The 23171-nt window shown below is 67.3% G+C and carries 22 protein-coding genes and 1 pseudogene; 14 read left to right on the top strand and 9 right to left on the bottom strand.

The genetic code is table 11. The features are described 5' to 3' along the window. Nucleotides 1–95: 95 nt before the first annotated feature. The 3 genes from AC1DGD_RS20750 to AC1DGD_RS20740 form a co-directional block, all read right to left on the bottom strand. Entirely contained in the window at nt 96–2132 is a 2037-nt protein-coding gene (locus AC1DGD_RS20750) for an acyl-CoA dehydrogenase family protein (protein ID WP_476858080.1), read from the bottom strand. Nucleotides 2133–2195: 63 nt separating this feature from the next. Beyond that, complete coding sequence (locus AC1DGD_RS20745) at nt 2196–2534, bottom strand: hypothetical protein (protein WP_476858079.1); 339 nt, start codon at nt 2532–2534, stop codon at nt 2196–2198. A gap of 203 nt (nt 2535–2737) precedes the next feature. Beyond that, on the bottom strand, nt 2738–3118 hold the full coding sequence (locus tag AC1DGD_RS20740; protein WP_476858078.1) for a PepSY domain-containing protein: 381 nt from the start codon (nt 3116–3118) through the stop codon (nt 2738–2740). Nucleotides 3119–3282: 164 nt separating this feature from the next. Between AC1DGD_RS20740 and AC1DGD_RS20735 the strand changes: the two genes are divergently transcribed. The 3 genes and pseudogenes from AC1DGD_RS20735 to AC1DGD_RS20725 all read left to right on the top strand — a co-directional run bounded on the left by AC1DGD_RS20735 (nt 3283) and on the right by AC1DGD_RS20725 (nt 9388). Beyond that, a complete protein-coding gene (locus AC1DGD_RS20735) occupies nt 3283–4755 on the top strand; it encodes a DUF3375 family protein (protein WP_243178016.1) in 1473 nt (490 codons plus the stop codon). 2 nt (nt 4756–4757) lie between these two features. Next, a pseudogene (locus AC1DGD_RS20730) lies at nt 4758–5636 on the top strand (DUF4194 domain-containing protein); the annotation flags it as partial. A 212-nt stretch (nt 5637–5848) separates the two neighbouring features. Continuing rightward, on the top strand, nt 5849–9388 hold the full coding sequence (locus AC1DGD_RS20725) for an ATP-binding protein (RefSeq protein WP_476858077.1): 3540 nt from the start codon (nt 5849–5851) through the stop codon (nt 9386–9388). A 96-nt stretch (nt 9389–9484) separates the two neighbouring features. Here AC1DGD_RS20725 and AC1DGD_RS20720 read toward each other — a convergent pair whose 3' ends face one another. Together AC1DGD_RS20720 and AC1DGD_RS20715 are read right to left on the bottom strand one after the other, a co-directional pair. Next, a complete protein-coding gene (locus AC1DGD_RS20720) occupies nt 9485–9979 on the bottom strand; it encodes an FBP domain-containing protein (RefSeq protein WP_476851702.1) in 495 nt (164 codons plus the stop codon). A gap of 119 nt (nt 9980–10098) precedes the next feature. Then, nucleotides 10099–10227: a hypothetical protein gene (locus tag AC1DGD_RS20715; RefSeq protein WP_476851701.1), complete on the bottom strand. Its 129-nt coding sequence runs from the start codon at nt 10225–10227 to the stop codon at nt 10099–10101. Between the two features lie 253 nt (nt 10228–10480). Between AC1DGD_RS20715 and AC1DGD_RS20710 the strand changes: the two genes are divergently transcribed. From AC1DGD_RS20710 to AC1DGD_RS20685, 6 genes are all read left to right on the top strand, one after another. Further along, nucleotides 10481–11590: an iron-siderophore ABC transporter substrate-binding protein gene (locus AC1DGD_RS20710; protein ID WP_476858076.1), complete on the top strand. Its 1110-nt coding sequence runs from the start codon at nt 10481–10483 to the stop codon at nt 11588–11590. A gap of 9 nt (nt 11591–11599) precedes the next feature. Next, nucleotides 11600–12667: a FecCD family ABC transporter permease gene (locus tag AC1DGD_RS20705; protein WP_476858075.1), complete on the top strand. Its 1068-nt coding sequence runs from the start codon at nt 11600–11602 to the stop codon at nt 12665–12667. 134 nt (nt 12668–12801) lie between these two features. Further along, the gene (locus AC1DGD_RS20700) at nt 12802–13839 is read left to right on the top strand and encodes a FecCD family ABC transporter permease (protein WP_476858097.1); all 1038 of its coding nucleotides are present in this window, start codon (nt 12802–12804) and stop codon (nt 13837–13839) included. A 1-nt stretch (nt 13840) separates the two neighbouring features. Beyond that, nucleotides 13841–14671, top strand: coding sequence for an ABC transporter ATP-binding protein (locus AC1DGD_RS20695; RefSeq protein ID WP_476858074.1), 831 nt, complete (start codon nt 13841–13843; stop codon nt 14669–14671). Between the two features lie 119 nt (nt 14672–14790). Continuing rightward, nucleotides 14791–15813 (top strand): siderophore-interacting protein, encoded by a 1023-nt coding sequence (locus AC1DGD_RS20690; protein WP_476858073.1) that lies wholly within the window; start codon nt 14791–14793, stop codon nt 15811–15813. Between the two features lie 440 nt (nt 15814–16253). Continuing rightward, nucleotides 16254–17108, top strand: a complete 855-nt coding sequence (locus AC1DGD_RS20685) for an SGNH/GDSL hydrolase family protein (RefSeq protein WP_476858072.1) — start codon at nt 16254–16256, stop codon at nt 17106–17108. Nucleotides 17109–17118: 10 nt separating this feature from the next. On the opposite strand, the gene AC1DGD_RS20680 is transcribed toward AC1DGD_RS20685, so the two are convergent. Next, on the bottom strand, nt 17119–17406 hold the full coding sequence (locus tag AC1DGD_RS20680) for a YciI family protein (protein WP_018776102.1): 288 nt from the start codon (nt 17404–17406) through the stop codon (nt 17119–17121). Nucleotides 17407–17508: 102 nt separating this feature from the next. On the opposite strand from AC1DGD_RS20680, the gene AC1DGD_RS20675 reads away from it, so the two are divergent. After that, nucleotides 17509–17988 carry a MarR family winged helix-turn-helix transcriptional regulator gene (locus AC1DGD_RS20675; RefSeq protein WP_223915074.1) on the top strand — a complete coding sequence of 160 codons (480 nt, stop codon included), beginning with the start codon at nt 17509–17511 and terminating at the stop codon, nt 17986–17988. 82 nt (nt 17989–18070) lie between these two features. Continuing rightward, nucleotides 18071–18832, top strand: a complete 762-nt coding sequence (locus AC1DGD_RS20670) for an SGNH/GDSL hydrolase family protein (RefSeq protein ID WP_476858071.1) — start codon at nt 18071–18073, stop codon at nt 18830–18832. Nucleotides 18833–18841: 9 nt separating this feature from the next. Here AC1DGD_RS20670 and AC1DGD_RS20665 read toward each other — a convergent pair whose 3' ends face one another. The 3 genes from AC1DGD_RS20665 to AC1DGD_RS20655 are packed head-to-tail and all read right to left on the bottom strand — an operon-like array spanning nt 18842 to nt 21643. Continuing rightward, nucleotides 18842–19612: an FAD:protein FMN transferase gene (locus tag AC1DGD_RS20665; RefSeq protein ID WP_476858096.1), complete on the bottom strand. Its 771-nt coding sequence runs from the start codon at nt 19610–19612 to the stop codon at nt 18842–18844. Between the two features lie 40 nt (nt 19613–19652). Next, complete coding sequence (locus tag AC1DGD_RS20660; protein ID WP_476858070.1) at nt 19653–20204, bottom strand: FMN-binding protein; 552 nt, start codon at nt 20202–20204, stop codon at nt 19653–19655. Further along, nucleotides 20201–21643 (bottom strand): ferredoxin reductase family protein, encoded by a 1443-nt coding sequence (locus AC1DGD_RS20655; protein WP_476858069.1) that lies wholly within the window; start codon nt 21641–21643, stop codon nt 20201–20203. Before AC1DGD_RS20655 ends, AC1DGD_RS20660 begins: the two co-directional genes overlap by 4 nt. Nucleotides 21644–22149: 506 nt before the next feature. Here AC1DGD_RS20655 and rpmB point away from each other — a divergent pair. The 3 genes from rpmB to rpsN are packed head-to-tail and all read left to right on the top strand — an operon-like array spanning nt 22150 to nt 22863. Beyond that, complete coding sequence (rpmB, locus tag AC1DGD_RS20650) at nt 22150–22386, top strand: 50S ribosomal protein L28 (RefSeq protein WP_011693744.1); 237 nt, start codon at nt 22150–22152, stop codon at nt 22384–22386. Then, entirely contained in the window at nt 22386–22553 is a 168-nt protein-coding gene (gene rpmG, locus AC1DGD_RS20645; RefSeq protein WP_003798558.1) for a 50S ribosomal protein L33, read from the top strand. Before rpmB ends, rpmG begins: the two co-directional genes overlap by 1 nt. Nucleotides 22554–22557: 4 nt before the next feature. Continuing rightward, nucleotides 22558–22863 (top strand): 30S ribosomal protein S14, encoded by a 306-nt coding sequence (gene rpsN, locus AC1DGD_RS20640; protein ID WP_026266887.1) that lies wholly within the window; start codon nt 22558–22560, stop codon nt 22861–22863. Nucleotides 22864–23171: the final 308 nt, after the last annotated feature.

Genomic DNA, 23171 nt, shown 5'->3' with positions numbered 1-23171 from the left:
AATGACCGGGCACACTGGAGACGCCGGTCTGGCGTCAACCTAACCACGGCGGAATCCGGTTAGCAAGGATGCTTACTATCCGTGGCGGCGGCCCGTCAGCGGTACTTGCGGTGCAGGTCCTCCCGGACGGAGGCGCGCCGGCTGGCGTCCGCGATCCATGGACCGGTCCCTTCAGACTGGTCGAGGATTCCGGCTTCCAGCCAGGTGTAGTCCCCGGCCAGTGTCTTGCGGGCCAGGGCATGGTCGGCGTCGTCGGTGTTCCGCCACAGCCGGTCGAAATATTCGTCGACGCGAACACGGGCCTGTTCGCAGTACGCCTCGGCGAGTTCGTACGCGGAGGCGCCGCGTTCCGGCTGCGTCCGCAGCAGCATCTCGGCGCGCGAACAGCAGGCTGCCATGGCAAACAGCTCCGCACCGATGTCCACGATCCGGCCCAGGAACGCCTGCTTGTGCTCAAGTTTGGCCTGCCAGCGGCCCATCCCGTAGAAGGTCTGCCGGGCGAGGCGCCGGGAGGAGCGCTCCACGTAGCGCAGCTGTTTCGCGAGCCGGCCGAAGTCGCTGTAGGAGCGCGGGTCCATGCCGGCGCCGGCCACGAGTTTGGGCAGCCACTTCGCGTAGAAACCGGAGGCGCCGACGGCGGCCTTCGCCTTGTCGGAGAGGCGGGCATCCTCCGAGGCGAGGTCTCCCGCGGCGGCCAGGTGCGCGTCCACGGCCTCGCGGGCGATCAGCAACCTCATGATTTCCGAGGACCCCTCGAAGATCCTGTTGATTCTCATATCGCGGAGCTGCTGTTCCGCGGCGACGGCGCGCTCGCCGCGGGCTTCGAGGGAGTCCGCCGTTTCAAAGCCCCGGCCGCCGCGGATCTGCACGAGTTCGTCCGCGATGAGGCAGCTGATCTCCGTGGACCACAGCTTGGCCAGGGCCGCCTCGATCCGGATGTCTTTCTGCCCGGCGTCGGCCATTTCCGCAGAGAGTTCAAACACGGCGTCCAGGGCGAAGGCGCTGGCGGCGATGAAGGCGATTTTCTTGCCCACTGCCTCATGCTGGCCGATCGGCCGGCCCCACTGGGTGCGGGCGTCGGACCATTCGCGGGCGATCTTCAGGCTCCACCGGCCCGTGGCGACGCACAGCGCGGGGATGGAGAGCCGGCCCGTGTTCAACGTGGTGAGGGCGATCTTCAGGCCCTGGCCTTCCCGGCCCAGCCGGTTGGCAGCGGGGACCCTGACCTGGTGGAAGCGGGTGACGCCGTTTTCGATCCCGCGGAGCCCCATGAAGGTGTTGCGGTTTTCCACGGTAATGCCAGGGGTGTCCATTTCGACCACGAAGGCGCTGATGCCGCCTTTGTGGGCGGTCCCGTCCGCATCGGTGTGCGGCGGCACGAGGGCCATGACCACGACGAGCTCGGCGATAACACCGTTGGTGGTCCAGAGCTTGACGCCGTCCAGGAGGTACGACTCGCCGTCGTCGGAGAGGACGGCCGTGCTGCCCATCCGGGCGGGGTCGCTGCCGACGTCGGGCTCGGTGAGCAGGAAAGCGGTGACGGCGCCGGCGGCGCAGCGGGGCAGGTATTCGCGCTTCTGGGCCGGAGTGCCAAAGACCTTGACGGGCTCCGGGACGCCGATCGACTGGTGCGCCGAGATCAGGGCGCCGAGGCTTGGGTGCACCGAGCCCAGCAGGGCCAGTGCGCGGCCGTAATACACGAGCGTGAGGCCCAGTCCGCCGTATTCGCGGGGAATCTTCATTCCGAACACACCGAGGTCCGCGAGCCCTTTGAGATAGGCGTCCGGGATCCGGTCGTCGCGTTCGATGGTGCGCCCGGACATCGTGCGGCAGTAGTCGGCCAGCCGGGCCATGAACGCCTCGCCGCGTTCGACGTCGTCGGCGGGGGCCTCGGGCCACGGATGTATCAGCGACAAATCGAAGCTGCCAAGGTAGAGGCCCTTCGCGAAGCTGGGCTGGCTCCAATTGGTTTCGCGGGCGGCCTCGGCAATGGCGCGGGCGTCGGCGGCCGTCGCGTCGGGGCCGACGTGCTCAGGCGCCCCGGCGGCCGCCGGAATTTCAATGCCTGATGTTGGAGAACCTGACGCTGGAGTACCGGGTGTGGTGGCGGGATCTTCGATGGCGGAGCTCACTGGGCATCTCCTCTAACCGGGTGACCGGCTTGAGCCCTGGATCCGCCGCGGGTGGAGGACCCTTCAGCTGTCCCGCAATACTACTCGCGGGTAAGTGCCTGTGCTAGGGGAGGCCTGGCCCGGAAAGTCGGACCGGAAGTCCGTGCCGAAGTCGACCTGGAAATCGGCGGGCATCTCCACCGTTGAGGCGTGGTGAACCAGCCGATCCCAACCGTGGTTGATGCCGTGGACCAGGCCCACCACCGCGCCGGCCACGAGGTACCAGGCGAGCCGGCCGACACCGACCAAAACCATGGCCGCGAACGCGGACACCATCATGAAGGCGCCGATCATCACGGCAAACACGAGGGTTCCAATGACCACCATCGTGCCGGTTTCCACTGCGCTTAGGTCGAACTGCATTCTTCCCCCTGCACCATTGCTCCGGTTGAACCAGTAGCCCGAGCGTAGGGTGCCGTGGGCGGGCTGAACTAGGGTCCTTGGACGGTGGCGGCCTCTTGATACGGGATCGAAATGCTACCGGGGCGTAGGTCACGGCGGGGTTGCGGCACCCTCACCGATCGCGGGGGTCGCACCGCTTGTCAGTGCCGGGAGGCTGCCCGGTGTCAGTCTTCGTCGTGTTCAGGGGCGCTCTGGCTCATGACCTGGAAGTCCGCGCCGAGGGCGACTTCGACCTGGGACCCGTCGTTGAGGCGTACCTCGACCTCGTAGGCCGCGCCGGAGTCGTCATCGCGCTCCACTTCGGTGACGCTGCCCTGGCCCACCTTCGCCAACGCGGCCTTGGTTGCCATGGCACGGTCGGCGTCACTGAGCGCCGGCCCATCGGAATCGTCACCGATCTCAAAGTTCCCGATCTTGGCGGTGAGGGCGCCCGCACTTCCGGACCAGACATCCCTGGCCTGGGTGGCCCCGACCGCAATTGACGCTCCCCCCAGCACCACCGCTGCAGAGGCCGCCCCCGTGATCCAGATCGTTCTCTTGCGCATGATCGTCTCCCTTCGGCTGGTCATTCCAGTGTGCGCCGACATAGGGGAGCAGACAACGATAAATGCGGACGGGGCCCTGCGTTAACCTTGTAGCTGGCAGTTTTTCGAATCCGCTGCCCCGCAACGCCACCCCAAACCATCCCCTGGCAGCCGAAGGAGAGCGCGTGTCCCGTTCCGCCGTGTCATCAGCCGACGCCATCAGCACCCGGCTCCGGGACCTTGAGCTCCTTACCAAGGGACCTGCCTGGGCGCTGACGCGTTCGGCGCCTTGGGTGATCGCCGTGCTCCAGGCCTCCTTCACCCGCACGCGCGCCCAGCTGCCGCTGGAACAGTTCCACGCCGACGTCGACGCCTTCCTCGAGCAGCTCCGCCGGCAGGCCCCCGGCACGGGAGAGCAGCACAGCGGCTCGGCCAACGGCACACTTTCCGGAAAGAAATACGCGGACGAATGGACCCGCAAGAACTTCCTGACCCGCCGGAACCAGTCGGGCCAGATCGTTTACGAAGTCACGGAGCCTGCTGCCCGCGTCCTGGCTTTCCTGGACAGCCTCTCCAGTGAGCGGTCCACGCTGAACGGCTCCCGGCTCGGCACACTGCTGGGCGACGTCGAGAAGCTCGCCAACGAGACCAACCCGGACCAGAGCGCACGCATTGAATCCCTCGAGGAGGAGATCGACGAGCGCCGCCAGCTGATGGAAGACATCAGCTCCGGCGATTTCGACGGGCTGCTCGACGACGACGAGGCCGTGGAGGCGGCAGGCAACATCCTCGATCTCGCGGCCAGCCTGCCCGCGGACTACAAGAAGATGCGTGACCGGATCGAAGAGCTCGTGGGGGAGCTGCGCAACCAGATCATCGAGGAATCGCTCAGCAAGGGCGCCACCATGGCCCAGGTGCTCGAGGCCGACAAGCGGCTGCGGCAGAGCCCCGAAGGCCGGACGTTCCGCTCCTTCACCGCGTTCCTGGAGGACCCGCAACAGCAGCTGAGGTTCCGGTCGGCGATCGGCGAAGTCCTGAGCCGGCAGTTCGCGGACGAGCTCAGCCACGATGAACGCGAGACGCTCAAGAACCTTGTGGCCGAACTCCGCACCCAGCACAGCCAGATCCAGCGGATCTACGGCAAGCTCAGCGAGAGCCTCAACACCTACGTCCAAAGTGACGACTTCCGGCAGTCGGTCCGGCTCCGGAAGGTCCTGCGCGAGGCTGAGCAGGCGATCCGCACCCTGCCGTACGAGCGCGAACGGCCCGGCCTGGTCCGCGGCCCGGTGCTGTTCAGCGCCGGTTTCGAGTCCCTGGCCATGGTCAAGCTCTTCGACCCTGACGAATTCGCGGCTCCACCCAAGCTGGCCGACCCCATCGCGTTCTCCGACTCGGACCGGGCGCGCTCGCCCCGGACCGCCAAGGCCAAGCCGGAGGCCATCCGCGCCGCGCTCGCGGGGGCCTCAACCCTTACCGAGGCCTGGGCGCAGCTGCCGGCAGAGGAACGCCACATCAACTCCATCCGGGCCCTGTTGTCGCAGACCCTCCACGAAGGTGCCGGCTTCGACCGGGGGACCTGGGGCCCCATCGAATTCGAACAAATCGACGGCACCACCCGCACCGCTTACCTGCCCGTCGTCACGCTCGCGAAGGATTGACCATGACTGAAGAGACTGTGACCGAGACCACGACAGAAACCACGGCAGAGACCACTGCGGAGACCGCGACCGAGACCCTGGCAGAGACCGCGGCGTCGGACCCGCAGTCCGCGCCCGAGTCTGCGCCTGCGGACAGCGATGGCGCCCACGTCCGGAGCGACCCCTTCATCGTCACCCCCCGGGACACGTTCGTCGACGGCGCCGCGCTCTTCCCCGGCGACACCGGCGTGCTGCCCATGAAGGTGCGGCAGGCGCTCGTGAAGCTGCTCAAGGGCCCCTACATCGACGGCGGCCGCGACGAGAAGCTGTGGACCACGCTCCTGGACAACCAGCTGATCCTGCGCAGCCGCCTCTCCGAACTCTTCCTCACGCTGCAACTGGACCACGAGCGCAAGGTCGCCGTGCTGCGCCCGGTTGACCCCGAGGCGATCGGCGGCAGTACGCGTTCCAGTATCCTGCGCCAGCAGCGTGCCCTGAGCCGGGTCGAGACCATCGTCCTGCTCCGCCTGCGCCTGCTCCTGGACCGGCACGTCACCGCCCAGACGGACCCGACGATCACGCGCGAGGAAATCGCCGAACTCGTCGCCCACTACCAGCCCACCGGCCAGCAGGACGCCCTGCGCGATGCCGACGTCGTCAATCGCGCCATCACCAAGCTCCTGGCCCGCCAGCTCCTGCTCGCCACGGGCCTGGACGAGGTCTACACCATCTCCAACGCCCTCCCGCTGGCCCTGCCGTTCGAAAACATCGGCGACATCCCGGCCCAAATCGAAGCCCTGGTGGCAGCCAGCACAGACCAGTCGGGAACGGAGCCGCTCCTGGAGCTCGACACAGACACCTCGGCAAACGCGGAGGAAGACCCGGACGACGACGGCGATGCCGTCGCCGAACGTGACGTGAACAGCGGCACCGCAGTCGCTGCGGACGCCCACGGTGACCCGTACAACGACGACGGCGATGCCGCCCCGGGAGTGGCATCGGGCCTGTCGGAGCCGCGCGCTGAGCTGATCGAAGATCAGCTGCGCGTCGCAGGGGCGGGGGCGGCATCGCCGTCGTCGTCACCCAGCCACACTGAAGAAGCCGAGGAGACCAAGTGAGCATCGCAACCATGCTGCCCATGGGTGAGCTCACGAACCCCGGCCAGATGCGCCTGGCCCTGGTCCAGGTGGTCAACTGGGGCACATTCCATGGCGCCCACACGATGCACGTGGACCGCAACGGCACACTGCTGACCGGCAATTCGGGCGTCGGAAAGTCCACGCTGTTCGATGCCATGCTTCGGGTCTTCGACGCCCGTCCGCGCTCCAACGAAGCGGCTGCACAGCGGGCAGGCGGCGCTGTCGAGGACAAGCGCACCACGTTCACGTACATGCGCGGCAAGGTAGGCGACAAGGCCGTGGGAGAGGGCTCGGCGAGTGCGTTCCAGCGCCCCGGCGCGACCTGGTCCGCCGTCGCGCTGACGTTCGACAACGCCGCCGGCACGCGGGTGACGGTTTCGGCGCTTTTCGACCTGCCCAAGAACGGCACGGAATCCAGCGTCGGCCGGTACTACGTGATCGATAATAAGCCGCTGGACCTCGCGGCGATCGAGGGCATCGCGGAGAAGCGGTTCACCAAGTCTGCGCTGGACGCGATCTTCCCGGACGCCCAGATCTTCGACGTCCACAAGGCCTTCGCCGAACGATTCCGCCGGCTTCTCGGCATCAATTCGGATCAGGCCCTTCCGCTGCTGCGCGTTATCCAGGCCGGCAAGGGTCTCGGGGGCAGCGTCAACACCTTCTTCCGCGACCAGGTCCTCGATGCCCCTGCCACGCTGGCCGCGGCGGATGACGTCGTCGAGGAATTCAGCAACCTCATGTCCATCCGGCAGCGCCTCGAGGACGTCCGGCAGCAGCGCGACCAGCTGGCCCCCGTCCCCGGGCTGAATAAGGAATACGCGCAGGCGCTCCTGGACGCGAACCGGCTGCGGGACCTAACAGGTGAGGAATTCGAGGCTTACAGGCAGCAGCTCGCGGTCACAGTCCACGAGAAGACCCTGGCGCGGCTGAAGGAGCTGGCCCAGGCGAAGGCCACGGACCTGGCCGCCGAACGCGCTGTCCGTGACGGCTTCGCCAAGGAACTGCGCCAGCTGGAGGGCGAGTACAACAACCAGGGCGGCAACGCGATTTCCGCGATCGAGCAGTCCCTGGAGAACGCCCGGGTGGGGCTCAAGCTCCGGCAGGAAGTCGAGGCATCGACCCGCAAGGCGCTGACCGACGCCGGGCTGGAACTGCAGTGGTCGGCCGCCGGCTGGGATCAGGCCCACGAGCACGCCGCGGCACGCTCGGCTGAGCTCCAGGACGATTCCGAGGCGCTCAAGGAACTGCGCTTCGAAGCCTTTGATGGCCACGCCACCCGGAAGCGCGAACTCGCCGCGGCCCAGCAGGAGCTCGTCTCGCTGAAGACGCGCAAATCGTTGCTGCCGCCGTCGAGCATTGAAAACCGGAGCGCCATTGCCGCTGCCACGGGCGTGCCCGAGGAGCAGATGCCTTTCGGCGGCGAGCTGATCGACCTTGCCGAGGGCCAGGAACAGTGGCGCCCGGCTGCCGAGCGCGCGCTGCGGAGCCTGGCCACCACGCTGCTGGTCCCGGGCGAGCACTTCGCGGCAGTCACCCGTTACCTCAACGACTATTCCGTGCGCGGGGCGCTGCGTGCCGTGGACGTCTCCCGGCCCCTGGCCGGCGGCGCGCTGGCCGTCGAGGACGTGGCCGATCGCGACCTGCTGACCAAGCTCAGTTTCCTCACCGATGCCGGGCTGCCGGCCGGGCCACACGCCCAGGCGCTTGCGCAGTCCAGCGCCTGGCTCCGCGAACGGATTGCCCTCGACTTCGCCTACCCGTGTGTGGAAAACCCGGACGAGCTCGCCGGCCTGGACAAGGGCCTGAGCCTGGGCGGTGTGGTCAAGCGCAACCGCCACACAGTGGAAAAGGATGACCGCTTCACATCCCGCCAGGACTACGTCCTCGGGTTCGACAATGCCGCCAAGCTCGAACTGGTGGCGGCCCAGGTTGAGGACCTGCAGCAGGAGCTGGCCAAGGCCGCCGAGCTGGCGCAAAGCCGGGAAGAGTCGCACCAAGGCATGACCCGGCAGCTTGAAGCCTTGCGCCGGGTGGCCGAGGACCACCGGCCCTGGGAACAGGTGTCGGCCGCCGTGGCCGGCGAGGAGCTCGCCCGGATCGAGAAGCGCCTCAAGGACGCCCTCGCCGCACAGGCCGACCTCGAACCGCTCCGCGCCAGCATCGAAGCCGCGCGGCACAAGCACCAGTCCAGCACCGAATCCGCGGCCGTGCTGCAAAGCGAGTACAAGGCCCTCGATGCGCGCATGACCGCCGCTGGTGCGCTGCTCGATGCCGCACGCACCCGGCTGGCGCAGGCACCGCCGTCGGACGCCGGCGTCGCCGCGCTGGAACCGTACTTCACCGGCTTCGGTGACGTCCTGGAGATGCACGAACTCGACAACCTCGCCAACCAGGTCCGCACCAGGCTCCTGGCCGAACTGCACGTCGCCGAGTCCCGCGGGCAGGCCACCTCGGAGCGCCTCACCCGCATTTTCGAGGGCTTCGTCCGGGAGTGGGGCACGGCGATATCCGCGGACCACGGCACCTCGATCGGCGCCGCGGGGGAGTTCGAGTCCCGCTACCACGCGATTGTCAGCGACGGGCTGCCCGCCCAGGAGGCCGAGTTCCGGCAGTTCTTCAACCAGCGGACGCACGAATCCTTTTCCACCCTGCTGCACCTGCTCGACGAGGAGCGGCGCGCCATCACGAGCCGCATCCTGCCGCTGAACGGGATCCTGTCCGAGGTCAACTTCCACGAGGGCAGCTTCCTGGAACTCGACATCAAGCAGACGCTGCCGGCGACGGCGAAGCAGTTCAAGGACGCCATCCAGAACGCGCTCAAGGTCCGGCACACCCGGCCCGGGAAGGCTGTTACTGCAGCGTCCGCTGCGGCGTCCGCTGCTGCGTCCGGGGCGGAGGGGGGCGACGACGCCGAGCTCACCACCCGCTACAAGTCGCTCGAAACGCTCGTGAAGCGGCTCGGCTCGCAGACCCCGGAGGACCGCCGCTGGCGGGCCGAAGTGCTGGACGTCCGCGGCCACCTGTTCATCCAGTGCAAGGAACACCGCGAAGTCCAGGGTGCCGGTGCCAAGGGCGCCGGTGCCAAGTGGGCAGCGAAGGGCGCGAAGAAGACCGAGGTCTACATGCACGCGGACACCGGCTCCATGTCCGGTGGCGAGCGGCAGCGCTTCACCGCATTCATCATGGCGGCGGCGCTGAGCTACCAGCTGGGCATCGCCGAGCAGGGCTTCACCACGTACGGCACGGTCATGATGGACGAGGCGTTCGTGCTCGCCTCGGAGGAATTCGCCGGCGCGGGCATCAAGGCGCTGCATGAGTTCGGCTTCCAGCTCCTGCTGGCCGCGCCGGAGAACGTCATCGACCTCTCCCGGCACCTCGGCTCGGTGACGGAGATCCTCCGGGACAAGCGCACCAACCGTTCCGGCGTCCTGACGGCTCCGGTGATCGCCGCACGTCCGGGCACGGAGGGCACCTGGCGCTCCGAGGCGAACCCCGTGGACATCGTCCTGCGCTGACCTCACCCCTCTCCCTTGAAGCAACGCGGGGTCACTTACGGCCCATAAACGCCTCCGGAATGGGCCGTAAGTGACCCCGCGTTGCTTGTGTCGGGGCTAATTGCCTTGGACGCGCTCCACGAACTGGGCCGTGCGGGCCACCAGCCCTTCGATCTGCCGCAGCACGACCGCGGCCGGGTCCGGGTTGATCTCGTTGGCCGCAGGCTCCACCCTGACATTGCGGCAGCACAGGAAATCGGCGCAGATCAGGGTGCCCAGCGTGTTGCCGTTGCGGCCGGACTGCCCGGCGCGCTTGGCCACCCACAGCAGGACGTCGTCCTTGGAGAACACGTCCCGGCACAGCTCGCAGAGCACGGAACGGTTCTTCTTGGCCCCGCCTTCAGGGGCCCGGAGCATGATGCCGGTGGGACCCTTCGGCCCCTGCACCACGAGATAGCCGCGGAGGGGCATCTTCGCGTCTCGCCAGGCCAGGAAGTCCAATGCTTCCCAGTCCAGGGTGTCGAAGCTCTTGGGCAGATTGAGTTTGGCGGCTTCTGAGCGGCTCGCGTTGATGAAGGACGAGCGGATCTGCTGCGCCGTGAATTTTTGCATGACGGACACTTTCGAAAATCGGATGGCTCCGGCCAGACGGGCGCGCGGCGCGCCAGGCGGATTGTGGGCAGAAGACTGCCAGCCTGCAACTCCGGTGTGGGGCAAGGCGTCTCGCGGGACTAGTCCGTGCTGGTCCGGGACTTCGCGGGAAGGGCCTGCGCGGGCGGGGCTGGCAGGAGCGCGGGCGCGTAGCAGGCCACAGCGGCCACCCCGCTAACCGTGGCAACAGTCATCGTCGCGATGTCCATGCTCACTTCCCCCGTCCCAATACATCACCGGTTCCGATTATCCGGCGAGCCCATCCTTGCAAAGCCCGGGATTCGTGTCCAGTTCGCATTCCGCACCCGGCGGCTGGGCCTTGAGTAGTGCAACGAGGGGCGCATCGATGCTCCGGTGCACTTCAAAGGGCAATTGAGACAATTACGTTACTCAAACCTTTCTTAATTATACAAAGGATAGGCTAGCCTTACTTAGGTTTGCATCACTTACCTAAGGAGTTCCGTGGCTTCCGCCCTTTTCACCCGTTCAGGCGGCCGCCCCGCCGGCCGCCGCCTCCGCAAGAGCGCAGGGCGGGCCGCAGCCCTCCTGGCCGCCGTCGCGCTGACCCTGACCGCCTGCTCTACCGGACCTGCCGGCTCGACGGCGGCGGACGCTCCCTCCCAGCCGGCCAGCACCGTCTTCCCGGTGACCATCAAGCACGTCTTCGGCGAGACCACCATCAAAGAACAGCCCAAGCGCGTAGTCACCGTTTCCTGGGTCAACGACGACGTCGCGATCGCCCTCGGCGTGGTTCCCGTGGGCGTGCCCAAGAACGAATGGGGCGGTAACGACAAGGGCTCCACACCTTGGAAGGACGCCGCGCTGGAAGAGCTCGGCGCCGGGTTCGGTTCCGCGAAGGCTCCCGTCCAGTTCTCCGAGGCTGACGGCATCAACTTCACCGAGATCGCCAAGCTGAACCCGGACGTCATCCTCGGCGCCTACTCCGGCCTAACGGAGGAGGACTACAAGAAGCTCAGCGAGATCGCCCCCGTCGTGGCGCACCCGGAGCTGGCCTACGGCACGCCGTGGCAGGACTCCACCACCATCATCGGCAAGGCCCTTGGCAAGGAAGTCGAAGCCGCCAAGCTGGTCTCCGACACCGAGGCCACGATCAAGGACAAGGTCTCCAAGTACCCCCAGATCGCCGGAAAGTCCTTCATCTACGGCAACCTGGAACCGGACAAGAGCGACGGCGTCAACGTCTACACCGCCAACGACAACCGTCCCCGCTTCCTCAACGAAATCGGCATGAAGCTCGCATCCGTTGTCGAGGACAACTCCAAGGGCTCCAAGGAATTCTTCATCCCGTGGTCCGCCGAAAAGGCCAACGAACTCACCTCGGACATCTTCGTGACCTGGGTGCCGGATGCCGCCACCACCGACTCCATCAAGGCTGACCCGCTGCTGGGCCAGATCCCGGCCGTCAAGACCGGCGCGCTGGTTGCCGACTCGAACAACACGCTGACCCTGTCCATCTCCGCTTCCTCGCCGCTGAGCCTGCCGTGGTCCCTGGATACGTTCCTGCCGCAGCTGGCCGGCGCCGCGGACAAAGTCGCCGCCGCAGCGAAGTAACACGCTTCCATGACAATCAGTACGGCGACGGCGCCCGCCGGCAGTGTGCCCGGCGCACCTGTCGCCCCCGCCGGGAGGAAAGCCGCCGCCAAGCAGGCCGCCTGGCTGCTGGCCGCCGTCGTCGTCCTTGTCCTGGTCTGCGCGGCGTCCCTGGCTGTGGGTGCCCGCGGAGTGCCGCTCGGCACCGTCTGGCAGGCCCTGACGCAGTTCGACCCCGCCGACGGCGACCACGCCGTCATCCACGCCCGCATCCCCCGCACCGTGCTGGGTCTGTTGGCCGGCGGCGCCCTCGGACTGGCCGGCGCGGCCATGCAGGGGGTGGCCCGCAACCCGCTCGCGGACCCGGGGATCATCGGTGTCAACGCCGGCGCGGCCCTCGCCGTCGTCACCGGGATCTACGTCTTCGGCGTCTCGTCGCTGACCGGCTACATCTGGTTCGCGTTCATCGGCTCCGCGGCAGCCGCCGTCGTCGTCTACCTGATCGCGTCACTTGGCAGGGAAGGCGCGACGCCGGTCAAACTGGCACTGGCCGGCGCGGCCCTGAGCGCGGGGCTGTATTCGCTGATGAACGTCGTCCTGGTCTCCAGCCAGGACACCCTGGACCGGTTTCGCTTCTGGCAGGTGGGAGGGATCGCCGGCCGGGACTGGTCTGTGGTGCTGCCCGGGCTGCCGTTCCTGGCCGCCGGGGCGCTGATTGTGCTGTTCACCGGACGGATCCTTAACAGCCTGGCCCTCGGGGATGACATCGCCCGCGGCCTGGGCCAGCGCGTCGGACTGGTCCGCGCCGTCACCGCGCTGGGCATTGTGCTGCTCTGCGGCTCGGCCACGGCGCTGGCCGGGCCGATCGGATTCGTCGGCCTGGTGGTTCCGCACGCCGTCCGCTTCCTGACCGGCCCGGACTACCGCTGGATCCTGCCGTTCTCGCTGGTCCTGGCACCGGTGCTGCTCCTGCTGTCGGACGTGGTGGGCCGTGTCATCCTGTTGCCCGGCGAAGTCCCGGCGGGCATCATGACGGCGCTGGTGGGTGCGCCTGTCTTTGTGTGGCTGGTCCGCCGCGGGAAGGGGGCAGGGCTGTGAGCAAAGCAGACCTCGCCAACGTCAGGCGCGAGCTGGGGGAGAACGCACCCGCCGAGCGCGAACTGGCCGAACCGGCCGGCCCGGTCCGCGCCAATGGGGGGCCGCTGCGCAGTGCGCTGATGGGCCGTGTGCTGATGGGCCGTGTGTCGATGGGCCGGACGGCCCTGCTGGCCTTCGCCGTCGTTGTGCTCCTCGCCGTCAGCATCCTGCTGGGCAGCTACACCGTCACCGTCCCGGACTTCGTCAGGATCCTCACGGCCCACCTCACCGGTGGCGAGAGGATCCCCGGCGCCAGCTTCATCGTGATGGAAACCAAGCTGCCGCGGGCAGTCATCGGCACCATGATCGGCATTGCCTTCGGGCTCTCGGGCACCCTGTTCCAGACGATGCTGCGCAATCCACTGGCCAGTCCCGACGTGATCGGCATCAGCTACGGGGCCAGCGCGGCCGCCGTCACCGCCATCGTCGTTTTCGGAGCCTCCGGAGCGGCGGTGTCCGGCGCGGCACTGTGCGGGGCCATGGCGGTAGCCGTCCTGATTTACACAATCTCGCGGAGCGGTTCCCCCGGATCTGGCGGCGGCAATCACTCCAACACAGCCGGAAGCCGGCTCATCCTGGCCGGCATCGGCATCGCCGCGGCATTGAACGCCGTGGTCAACTTCCTCATGACGCGGGCCGATATCCGCACCGCGGCCGAGGCCCTGATCTGGCTGAACGGATCCCTGAATTCCGCCAGCTGGGACCGTGCCGGAGTGCTGGCCCTGGCGCTGCTGGTCCTGGTGCCCGCCGCCGCCGTCCTCGCCGGCCCGCTGCGCATCCTGGAACTCGGAGACGACGCCGCCGCCGGGCTCGGCATCCGGGTGGGCATCGCCCGGCTGGGCGTGGTGGCCGTTGCCGTCGCCCTTGCCGCCGTCGCCACTGCAGCTGCCGGGCCCGTGGCCTTCGTCGCCTTCCTGGCCGGCCCCATCGCGCGCCGCTTCACGGGCAAGGCCAGTCTTCCGGCCGGCGCGTTCGTCGGCGCCCTGATTGTCCTCGCCGCCGACTACTTCGCCGCCAACATCGCACCCCTGCTGCTGGACGGCACCGTCCTTCCCGTCGGTGTGGTCACCGGCGCGCTGGGAGCACCGTTCCTGCTGTGGCTCCTGGTCACGGCCAACCGAAAGGACGCCTGACATGGCAGTTCTCAACGCCAAGGACCTGACGCTGCAGTACGACCAGCGCCGGGTGGTGGAAGGCCTCACGGCGGAGATTCCCGAGGGGAAGGTGACAATGATCGTGGGCGCCAACGCCTGCGGTAAATCCACGCTCCTCCGAGGCCTGTCCAGGCTGCTGAAGCCGGCTGGCGGCACCGTGACCCTGGACGGCAAGGACATCCATTCCCGCCCGGCCAAAGAACTCGCCCGCATCCTCGGCCTGCTCCCGCAGCACCCCACCGCCCCCGACGGCATTCTGGTCCGGGACCTCGTTGGCCGCGGACGCTACCCGCACCAGGGGTTCTTCCGCAGCTGGAGCACGGGTGACGATCTCGCTGTGCACCGTGCGCTGGAAGCCACCGAAACGCTGGAGCTCGCCGAACGCAACGTCGACGAACTCTCGGGCGGGCAGCGCCAGCGCGTCTGGATCGCGATGGCGCTGGCCCAGGAAACCGACGTTCTGCTGCTCGACGAGCCAACCACCTACCTGGATCTGGCCCACCAGGTGGAGGTCCTGGACCTGATCACGGACCTGAACCGGCGCCGCGGCACCACCGTGGCAATCGTCCTGCACGACCTGAACCTGGCGGCCCGGTATGCGGACCATGTCATCGCCATGAAAGGCGGCAGGATCGTGGCCGAGGGCACCTCTACCGACGTCGTCACCGAGGACTTGGTCCGACACGTCTTCGGCCTGGACTCGCGGGTGCTGCCCGACCCCATTTCCGGCACGCCGTTGATCATCCCGCTCGGCCGGCACCACGCCGAGTTCCCAAAATCAGAAACAGCAACCCTGGAGTTGGTCCCATGAGGGCAGTTAACAGCAGTGCAACAGCCGGCAGTGCAACGGGCGGCACTGCAGCAGGCAGCAGCCAGTCGCGGATACGCCGTGCTCCCTCTGGGGTAAGCAGCCAGCCGCCCAGCCAACCAATGACCCTGGCGTTCGACGTGACGGTCGCCGCGGTGCAGGAGCTCAGCCCCAACTTCCGCCGGATCACCTTCGGCGGGTACTCCCTGCGTGGCTTCGGCGTCCACGGCGAAACCCTGGACCTGCGCGTGAAGCTGATGATCCCGTCCCTTGCCGGGGACGGCACCCAGCTGCCACTGCCGGTGTTCCACACGGAGCAGTCCGGCTGGTACCAGGAATGGCTGGCCATGGATCCCGCGATCCGTGGCTCCATGCGCACCTACACAGTGCGGCAGGAACGCCTCGATTCCGTGTATCCGGAGATCGACGTCGACTTTGTCATGCACTTGGACGCCGCCGGAAACGGCGGACCCGCCGCGAACTGGGCCCTGAACGCCAGGCCCGGCGACGCCCTCACCCTCATTGGACCCAACAACCGGGCGGCGCACTGTGTCACGGCGGAGACCTACTCCGGCATCGAATGGCGGCCGGGTCTGGCCCAGCGCGTACTGCTTGCCGGTGACGAGACCGCTGTCCCGGCCATCAGCGCCATCCTTGAAAGCCTCCCGTCGTATATCAGCGGACATGCGTTCCTGGAGGTCCCCGAGCCCGGCGACTTCCTGGACCTGAGGTCCGACGCCGACGTCGAAATCACCTGGCTGGCACGCGGCGCCTCGATCGGCCGCTCACGTCCGCACGGCGAACTCCTGCAGGAAGCCGTCCGCGCCGCTGTTCCCGAACCCGGCTGGGTCGGCCTCCGGCCGCCCTCTGATTCTGCGGCCAGCGGCGGGGCAGGGCCCGAACCCGATGACGTGAACGTGGACCAGGACATCCTCTGGGAGACCCCCGCCCGGATGGACGCCGCGATGATCGGAGCCGGCAAGAACCCGGACAAGCCCGCCGGGGCACTGCCGTTCTACGCCTGGATCGCCGGCGAAGCGGGCACCGTCAAGGAGTTGCGGCGGTACTTGGTGCGGGACGTGGGGATTGACCGGAAACAGGTCGCGTTCATGGGGTACTGGCGGCAGGGGAAAGCTGAGCTCTAACCGACGCTCCCGCAGGTCCTGCGGCTCTTGCCCCGACGCTCCCGCAGGTCCTTCCGGGCTTACGCCCGCCACCGCTCCTTTGCCGTCGCTCCCGTTGTGCAGGTTGCTGTGCGGCTTCGCCCGCAATCCCAGTTTTGCCGTCGCTTAGCGGTTGGACCCTTCCCAAACTTCGCAAGCTCAGTTCGGGGCCCTCGGGTCCGCCCTTCCTCCCGCCGCCTCGTTCGGCCGCGGGCGGCCTCCGGGCGGCCTTAGTCGGCGATGCGCTCCTTTGCAAAGCGGCGATTGCGGTCTTGGGGGTGGGTTACCTTCAGTGCGGCCCGGGTGACATTAAGGACACTCGCCGGTTGCGGTTGCGGTTGCGGTTGCGGCTCGCTCGGCCGGTCATCTTGGGTTAACTCTCCCTTTCCCTGGCCGCTTTTTGCGGGGGTTAGTTTGGACGGATGGGTTCAGTTCCTTTGCTTCCGGATCGAGGCGGGCGGCGGGTCTTTGTTGCCTTGGGGGATTCCTTCACCGAGGGCGTGGGGGACTACGATCCCCGCCTCCCCAACGGCGTGCGGGGCTGGGCAGACCGGGTTGCGGAGGGGCTGGCCAAGGAGCAGCCGGGGTGGGAGTACGCCAATCTGGCCATCCGCAGCAAACGGCTGCGCCACATCGCCGGCGAACAGCTTGGTCCCGCCGTGGCCATGGAGCCGACCCTCGTCACGCTCTACGCGGGCGGCAACGACATCCTGGATTTCGGCACGGACATCGGGGCCCTCATGCGGGACTACGAGTCCCTGGTGGCTGCGCTCGCCGGCACGGGGGCAACGCTGGTGCTCTTCACCGGCTTCGACGTCAAGGTCTCGGCGCTGCTGGAGCCGCTGAAGAAACGCAACGCCTTCTATAACCGGCGCGTCCGCGAGATCGCCGGCCGCTACGGCGCGGTGCTGGTGGACTACTGGTGCTTCGACGCCTTCCATGACCCGCGGATGTGGGATTCGGACCGGCTGCATATGTCCAAGGCAGGCCACAAATACCTCGCCTCACAGGTCCTGGACCACCTCGGCGTGCCGCACAAGATCAAACCCAGGGAATGGGAGCCGCCCGTGAAACCGGGCCTGCGGGAGTGGGAACGCCGGCAGCGCCGCTGGGTCCGCGACTGGGTATTGCCGTTGTTCGGGCGGAAGCTCCGCGGCGTAACCCTCGGCGATCAGCTCCGGCCGCGCTGGCCCGAACCCGTGCGGGTCCCGCGCAAGGGCGGCCTGAAGAAACTGCTGCCCGACCAGCGCGCCAGCGGCCAGCCCGGCGCCGGGTAGCCGCCGGGACTCAGCTGTCCAGCAGGTTTTCGTAGCCCGGAGCCACCCTGTTGGCGTGGAACTCCATGACCTCGAATTCAGCCACACCGTTGACGTAGAACGGGTCCTTGGCCAGGGCGGCGTCAAGGCTGGCCCGGTCCGCGTTCGAGAGCAACAGACCGCCGGTGCGGGGGATTTTGCGCCCCGCGACCATGAAGACGCCGTCGTCGAAGGCTGCCTGCAGCCACGTCACGTGCGCCGGAAGATGGAACTCCACAATGTCCTCGGGGACTTTGTATGTCAGGGAGACTACGTACATGCGGCCAGCCTACCGGTAGCTGGCCACGGACAGGCGGGAAGTTTTCCGGAAATGCCCGGCTGAAGTTGAATCGTCAAGCTTCCAGTCTCCTAGAATGTAGTCATGACCGAACCCCGCTGGCTCAACGCCGACGAACGACGGGCCTGGCTGGCCCAGCTCAGCATCAACACCATGCTGCCGGCCGCCCTGGACACCCAGCTCCACGCCGCGGGCAAGCTTTCCCTGTTCGACTACAACGTGCTGGCGATGCTTTCCGAGGCCGAAGGGCGCTTCCTGCCCATGAGTGAGCTCGCCGCGCGCACCAGCGCCTCCCTGTCCCGGCTCTCGCATGTGGTCACCAAGCTGCAGAACCGCGGCTGGCTGGAGCGCAGGCCGCACCCGGGCGACGCCCGCGTGACCACTGCCCACCTGACCGATGCCGGGATGCAGACGATTGTGAAACTCGCCCCGGGCCATGTTGAGGCGGTCCGCTCACTGTTCCTCGACGCCCTGAGCCCCGAGGACGTCGCGGACCTGGCCCGGATCGGCGAAAAGATCGTGGCCCGACTCGACGACGACCACTGGATCCTGCGCGACATCTAAGCGCGACAGCCGAGGGCGCCGCAGTCCGACGTCGGACTCCCCCGTCTTTGTTGCTCACGGCAACTGCTGGCAGACTGGATCCATGGATTTCACGTCCCGCTACGTTGCCCTTGGAGACTCCTTTACGGAAGGCGTCGGCGACGACGACCCTACCCGGCCCAACGGCGTCCGGGGCTGGGCGGACCGGGTGGCAGAGGGGCTTGGCGCCGCCGATCCCGGCTTCGGGTACGCGAATCTTGCCATCCGCGGACGGAAACTCCGCCAGATCCTGGCCGAACAGGTCGATGCCGCCGTCGCCGTCAATCCCACCCTGGTCAGCATCTACGCTGGCGCCAACGACATCCTCCGGCCCAAGGTCGACATCGATGACCTGCTGGCCGAATACGATGCCGGGATCCGCAAGCTCGCGGCCACCGGGGCCACCGTGGTGATGTTCACCGGCTTCGACGCGCGGGGCTCCAAGATTTTCGGCACCATGCGCGGCCGTACGGCCATCTACAACGAACTGGTTCGCGGCATCGCCGGGGACCACGGGGCCCTGCTGGTCGACTACTGGCGTTTCAGCGAGTACTACGACTGGGGCATGTGGGCCACGGACCGGATGCACATGTCTGCCGCCGGCCACGCGAACATGGCCAAGCGCGTCCTCACGGTGCTGGCACACGAGCACTCGATTGACGTCCCGCCCATGACGCCGGTTCCCGAGCTGAGCCGGGTGGACGCCCTCCGCGCGAATGCCCGGTGGGTCCGCGAATTCGCCGGCCCGTGGGTTGTCCGGCGCGTCACCGGCAAGTCGTCCGGCGACGGCCTGGAGCCGAAGTACGGCCAGCTGACCCACCTGTAGAACGGCACCCTAGGCGCGGAACCCCGGCGTCGCGAGCAGTTCCCCGTTGCGGCGGACGGCGAGGACATCGATCTCCCAACCGTCCGTGGCCCGGTGCAGCATCGCGGTCCCGCCGGCCACGATCGCCGTCGCGAGCACATCGGCGGTGACAATGTCTGCCGCGGCCACGGAGACCTGGGCGAACCCTGCGCCGGATGAGCCCGCGGCCCGGCTTCCGGCTCCTGCTGCCCAGATATGGTCACCCCGCTCCGCTGAGCCCGACGTCGCAAGGGCGCACCGGGGGCCAGGTCCGCCCAGCTCGTAGGCGGCAAGCAGCGCCGAGCGGTCCAGCGGGTCAACGACGCCGGCCGCCCACGCGGTTCCGCTGCCCGGCACGGGCGAGCCCATCACCAACACGTCGCCGCCGGCATTCAGGCACCAGTCGGTGATCCCGCGGCTCCGCAACGCCTCACCGGCCTGCCCGATCGCGTAGCCCTTGATAAGCCCCGAAAGGTCCAGCACACCGTCGGGCCGCTCCGGGGAGAACGCGCCCTCCGTCCTGAGCCGCCAGCCGAGCGCCTCCGCGTAGCGGTCCCGCATCGCGGCGGATGAGTCCCGCAGGGAAAGCTCGCCGCGCGCCAGCCGGCTCGCCTCCGAATCGGGGCGGTACAGGCTGAAGGTTTCGTCCAACCCGGCAAAGACGCGCTCGACGGCGGCGCTTGCGGCGTCGAGCCCGCCCTCCCCGCCCACAGTTTCCGGGACGGCCCCCGCTGGAACGGTCAGGCTGATGACTGTGCCCATCGAGCCAAACGTCCTGGCCCGCAGGGCAGAGCCGCCCAGCTCAGAGGTTGGCTGCATCGAGGGCCGCCTGCAGGGAGTTCAAGTACGCCTCGGAAGTCACCGTGGCACCACTGATGGTCTGCACATCCGCGGATTGGGATTGGAGCACTTCGGCGCGCAGGAGCGGGGCGGCCCGGTTGCTGATCTGCACGGACTTTCGTTCAGCATCGGTCAGCTGCAGCGCCGTGACGTCGGTGATCTTTCCGGCTTGAACCGTGATTTGCACCTGCACGGAGCCGAACCGGGTCTGGACGACCGAGCCAGGGTACGTGCCTACGGCCTTGGCCGAGGCCCCTGAGGTGCCCGCACCCGACGCGCCGGACGTTCCGCTTGAGCCGGACGAACCCGTGGAGCCGGACGTTCCGCTTGAGCCGGAAGAACCCGTGGACCCGGACGTTCCGCTTGAGCCAGACGAACCCGTGGACCCGGTGGTCCCGGCGGCCGCGCTTGCGACGGAGCTGCCGGTATCGGCTACATGGACGCCGGACTGCCAGCCGGCGATGAGGATGCCGGCGGAGGCCAGGGCGGCTGAAACTGCTGCGCGGGTTCTCACCAGTCGAACCTTTCGTAGTGGATTTGGTCTTCCCGGACGCCGGCTGCGCGGGCGTCTTCAAGCACGTTGTCTGCCCAGGCGGAGGGGCCGCAGACGTACACGTCGGCGTCGGCGATCTTCGGGTCATAACTGGCAAGCCGGTGGCCGGCACGGGCGGCGTGCTCCGGAAGCCAGGTCTGGATGCCGGCCGGGCGGGAGCCGGTCAAGTGGAAGAGCGTGGCGCCGCGGCGCCGGCAGAGATCGAGGATCTCCTCGCCCAGGTAGAGCTCGGATTCGCTGTGGCCGCGGAGGATGACAGTGGCGTTGCCGGGCTGGAATGGCGTGCTCTCCAGCAGGGCACGAACCGGCGTGATGCCAATTCCGGCTCCCACCATGACCACATGGGTGCGGCTCCGGGCGGACGTGCTGAACAGCCCGTACGGTCCCTCCACTGCCACCTTGGTGCCGGGCTTCAGCGACGCCAGCTGGGATGACCCCTTGCCCAGGTTGCGGACAGTGATCCTCAGCGTGCCCTGGCCGGCGGCGTCGAAGTGGACGGGTTCGGCGGACAGGCTGAACGGATGCGGATGCCACCACAGGCCCGGAGCCAGGAACCGCCAGATAAAGAACCGGCCGCCACTGCCTGTCAGCTCGTCCAGTCGAAGACCGGACATTTCAATGCTGACCACCCCGGGGGCCACCCGCACTACGCGCTTGACGGTCAACTGGTGCCTGAGTGTTGCCACCACAGGCTGGACCACCCGGTAGTAGAGGAGCGCGGCGCCGGTCGCGATGCAGAGGGCCAGCCAGTACCAGCGCTGCCAGGTTCCCTCGGCAAAGAGAGCGCCCACGCTGAACTGGTGGGGGAGCGAGGTCAGGACGGCCGCGTATGTCAGGAGGTGGACGGCGTACCAGAATTCGTAAGGGAACCGACGTCGGACGGCTACCAGGGAGGTGACGACGACGGCGATGAACAGGAGCATGGAAATGTAGGCCAGCCACATGTCAGGCACAAGGACCCAGAGGGCAACCGACTCGCTGACGGGGTCCAGCCCTTCCGCCATGCCGTAGCCGATCGCAATGAGGACTCCGTGCGCCAGCAGCAGGTACAGGGCCGGTTTGCCCAGCTTGCGGTGAAACTCAAGGGCGCGGTCGTGGCCGACTGTCTGGTCGATGAGTGGGATTCGGGCCGCCAGCAGCAGCATGAGAAGCACCAGGTCCATGCCGGCGAGGCCGGCCACAATCCCCAGCGCTGTGAAGGAACCGGCTGGAGTCGAGAAGCCGGCCATTCCGCCGTCGGCCAGCCACAAGGCGACCGCGCCGGCCAGCGACGTCCAGAAAAGGATCGTCAGCAGATCCGCTCTTAGCAACCGCCGGCGGTACTGCGCCCTGAAGGGGTTCACAGCGCCGCCGGAGCTGCGGCGAATCCCGGGACGGTTCGTCAGAAGTTGTGTGTTCATGGATCCAGAATTGCTCCCCTGCCTATCATTTCGCTGTGAAAAGCCTTCGTCGGGCATATGACTCGGGAGGGCACCGGCCCGACGCCTGCCCTGGCTGTGGGGCACTGCCCCATACACCATTCAGCGCCGGATTGGTCTTTAAATCGCCGAACTCGTAGACTTGGTAGGCGCTAGGTGGCGCGGAGCGTGCGCAATTGCTCCGGTTGGCAGGACCCGTCTGAAAAATCGACGGTCCTGGAGGCCGGTAGTTAGGGGCTCAAGTTGCGCGCATTCCTGTATTCGCCCAGCATCCCGGCACTTCGCAATGACGGTCCAACAGATCGCCGGCGCCAGGTGCCCGTGGCCCACAATCTTCGCCGCAGTGAGGAAGCAGACGGTTTGTGCCGTCTGCCTGAATCCCGCGGACAACGACGGCTGGGGGAGGGAGCCGGATGCGGACGCCGCCCAACGCACGGTCAACGGGAACTCCGTTAGCCGTTTCATTTATTTTTTTGAGGAGAGTCGTCATGGCAGCACACTGCCAGGTGACCGGAGCCGAGCCGGGCTTTGGACACAGCATTTCGCACTCGCACCGTCGCAACAAGCGCCGGTTCGACCCGAACATCCAGAAGAAGCGCTACTGGGTTCCGTCCCTGCGCCGTAATGTCACGCTGCAGGTTTCTGCTCGTGGCATCAAGACCATCGACGTCCGCGGCATTGACGTAGTCGTCGCCGCCATCCTGGCACGAGGAGTGAAGCTCTAATGGCAAAGGATAAGGACGTACGTCCGATCATCAAGCTGAAGTCGACCGCGGGCACGGGCTACACCTACGTGACGCGCAAGAACCGTCGTAACGACCCGGACCGTCTGGTCCTGAAGAAGTACGACCCCAAAATCCGCCAGCACGTCGAATTCCGAGAGGAGCGCTAAACACATGGCTAAGAAGTCAATGATCGCTAAGAACGAACAGCGTAAAGTCATCGTCGAGCGTTACGCTGCAAAGCGCCTCGAACTGAAGAAGGCTCTGGTTGATCCCAACTCAACCGACGAAGTACGCGAAGCTGCTCGCCTCGGCCTGCAGAAGCTGCCCCGCAACGCCTCGCCGGTACGTCTGCGTAACCGCGACATCATCGATGGCCGTCCGCGCGGTACCTTCCAGAAGTTCGGCATCTCCCGTGTTCGCTTCCGCGACATGGCTCACCGCGGTGAGCTCCCGGGCATCACGAAGTCTTCCTGGTAATTCAGGACTCCTGAAGCCAGTGGCTTGAAGAAGGGCCGGCAACCATTTGGTTGCCGGCCCTTCTCGCGTTTAAGGACTTGGCGGTTTCACGCCCCCCACTGTTCCCTTCGGCGGTGACGCACCACACACTGCGGGCTTACGACGCCGGCGGGCCTGGTTGGGTGGTTTTGGGTTGTGGTGGCGGGGTTTTTGGGTGGTGGGGTGGGTGTGGGGGGTGGAGTTGCGGTGGGGGCGTGGTGGGTGTATTGTTTTCTAAGTCGCCGCGAGGGAGACCAGCGGAAATGCTGGGAACCGGAGGCGGCCAATCC

It is taken from the genome of Arthrobacter sp. 05T45, from assembly GCF_056395875.1.
This window is presented reverse-complemented; position numbering and strand designations above follow the sequence as displayed.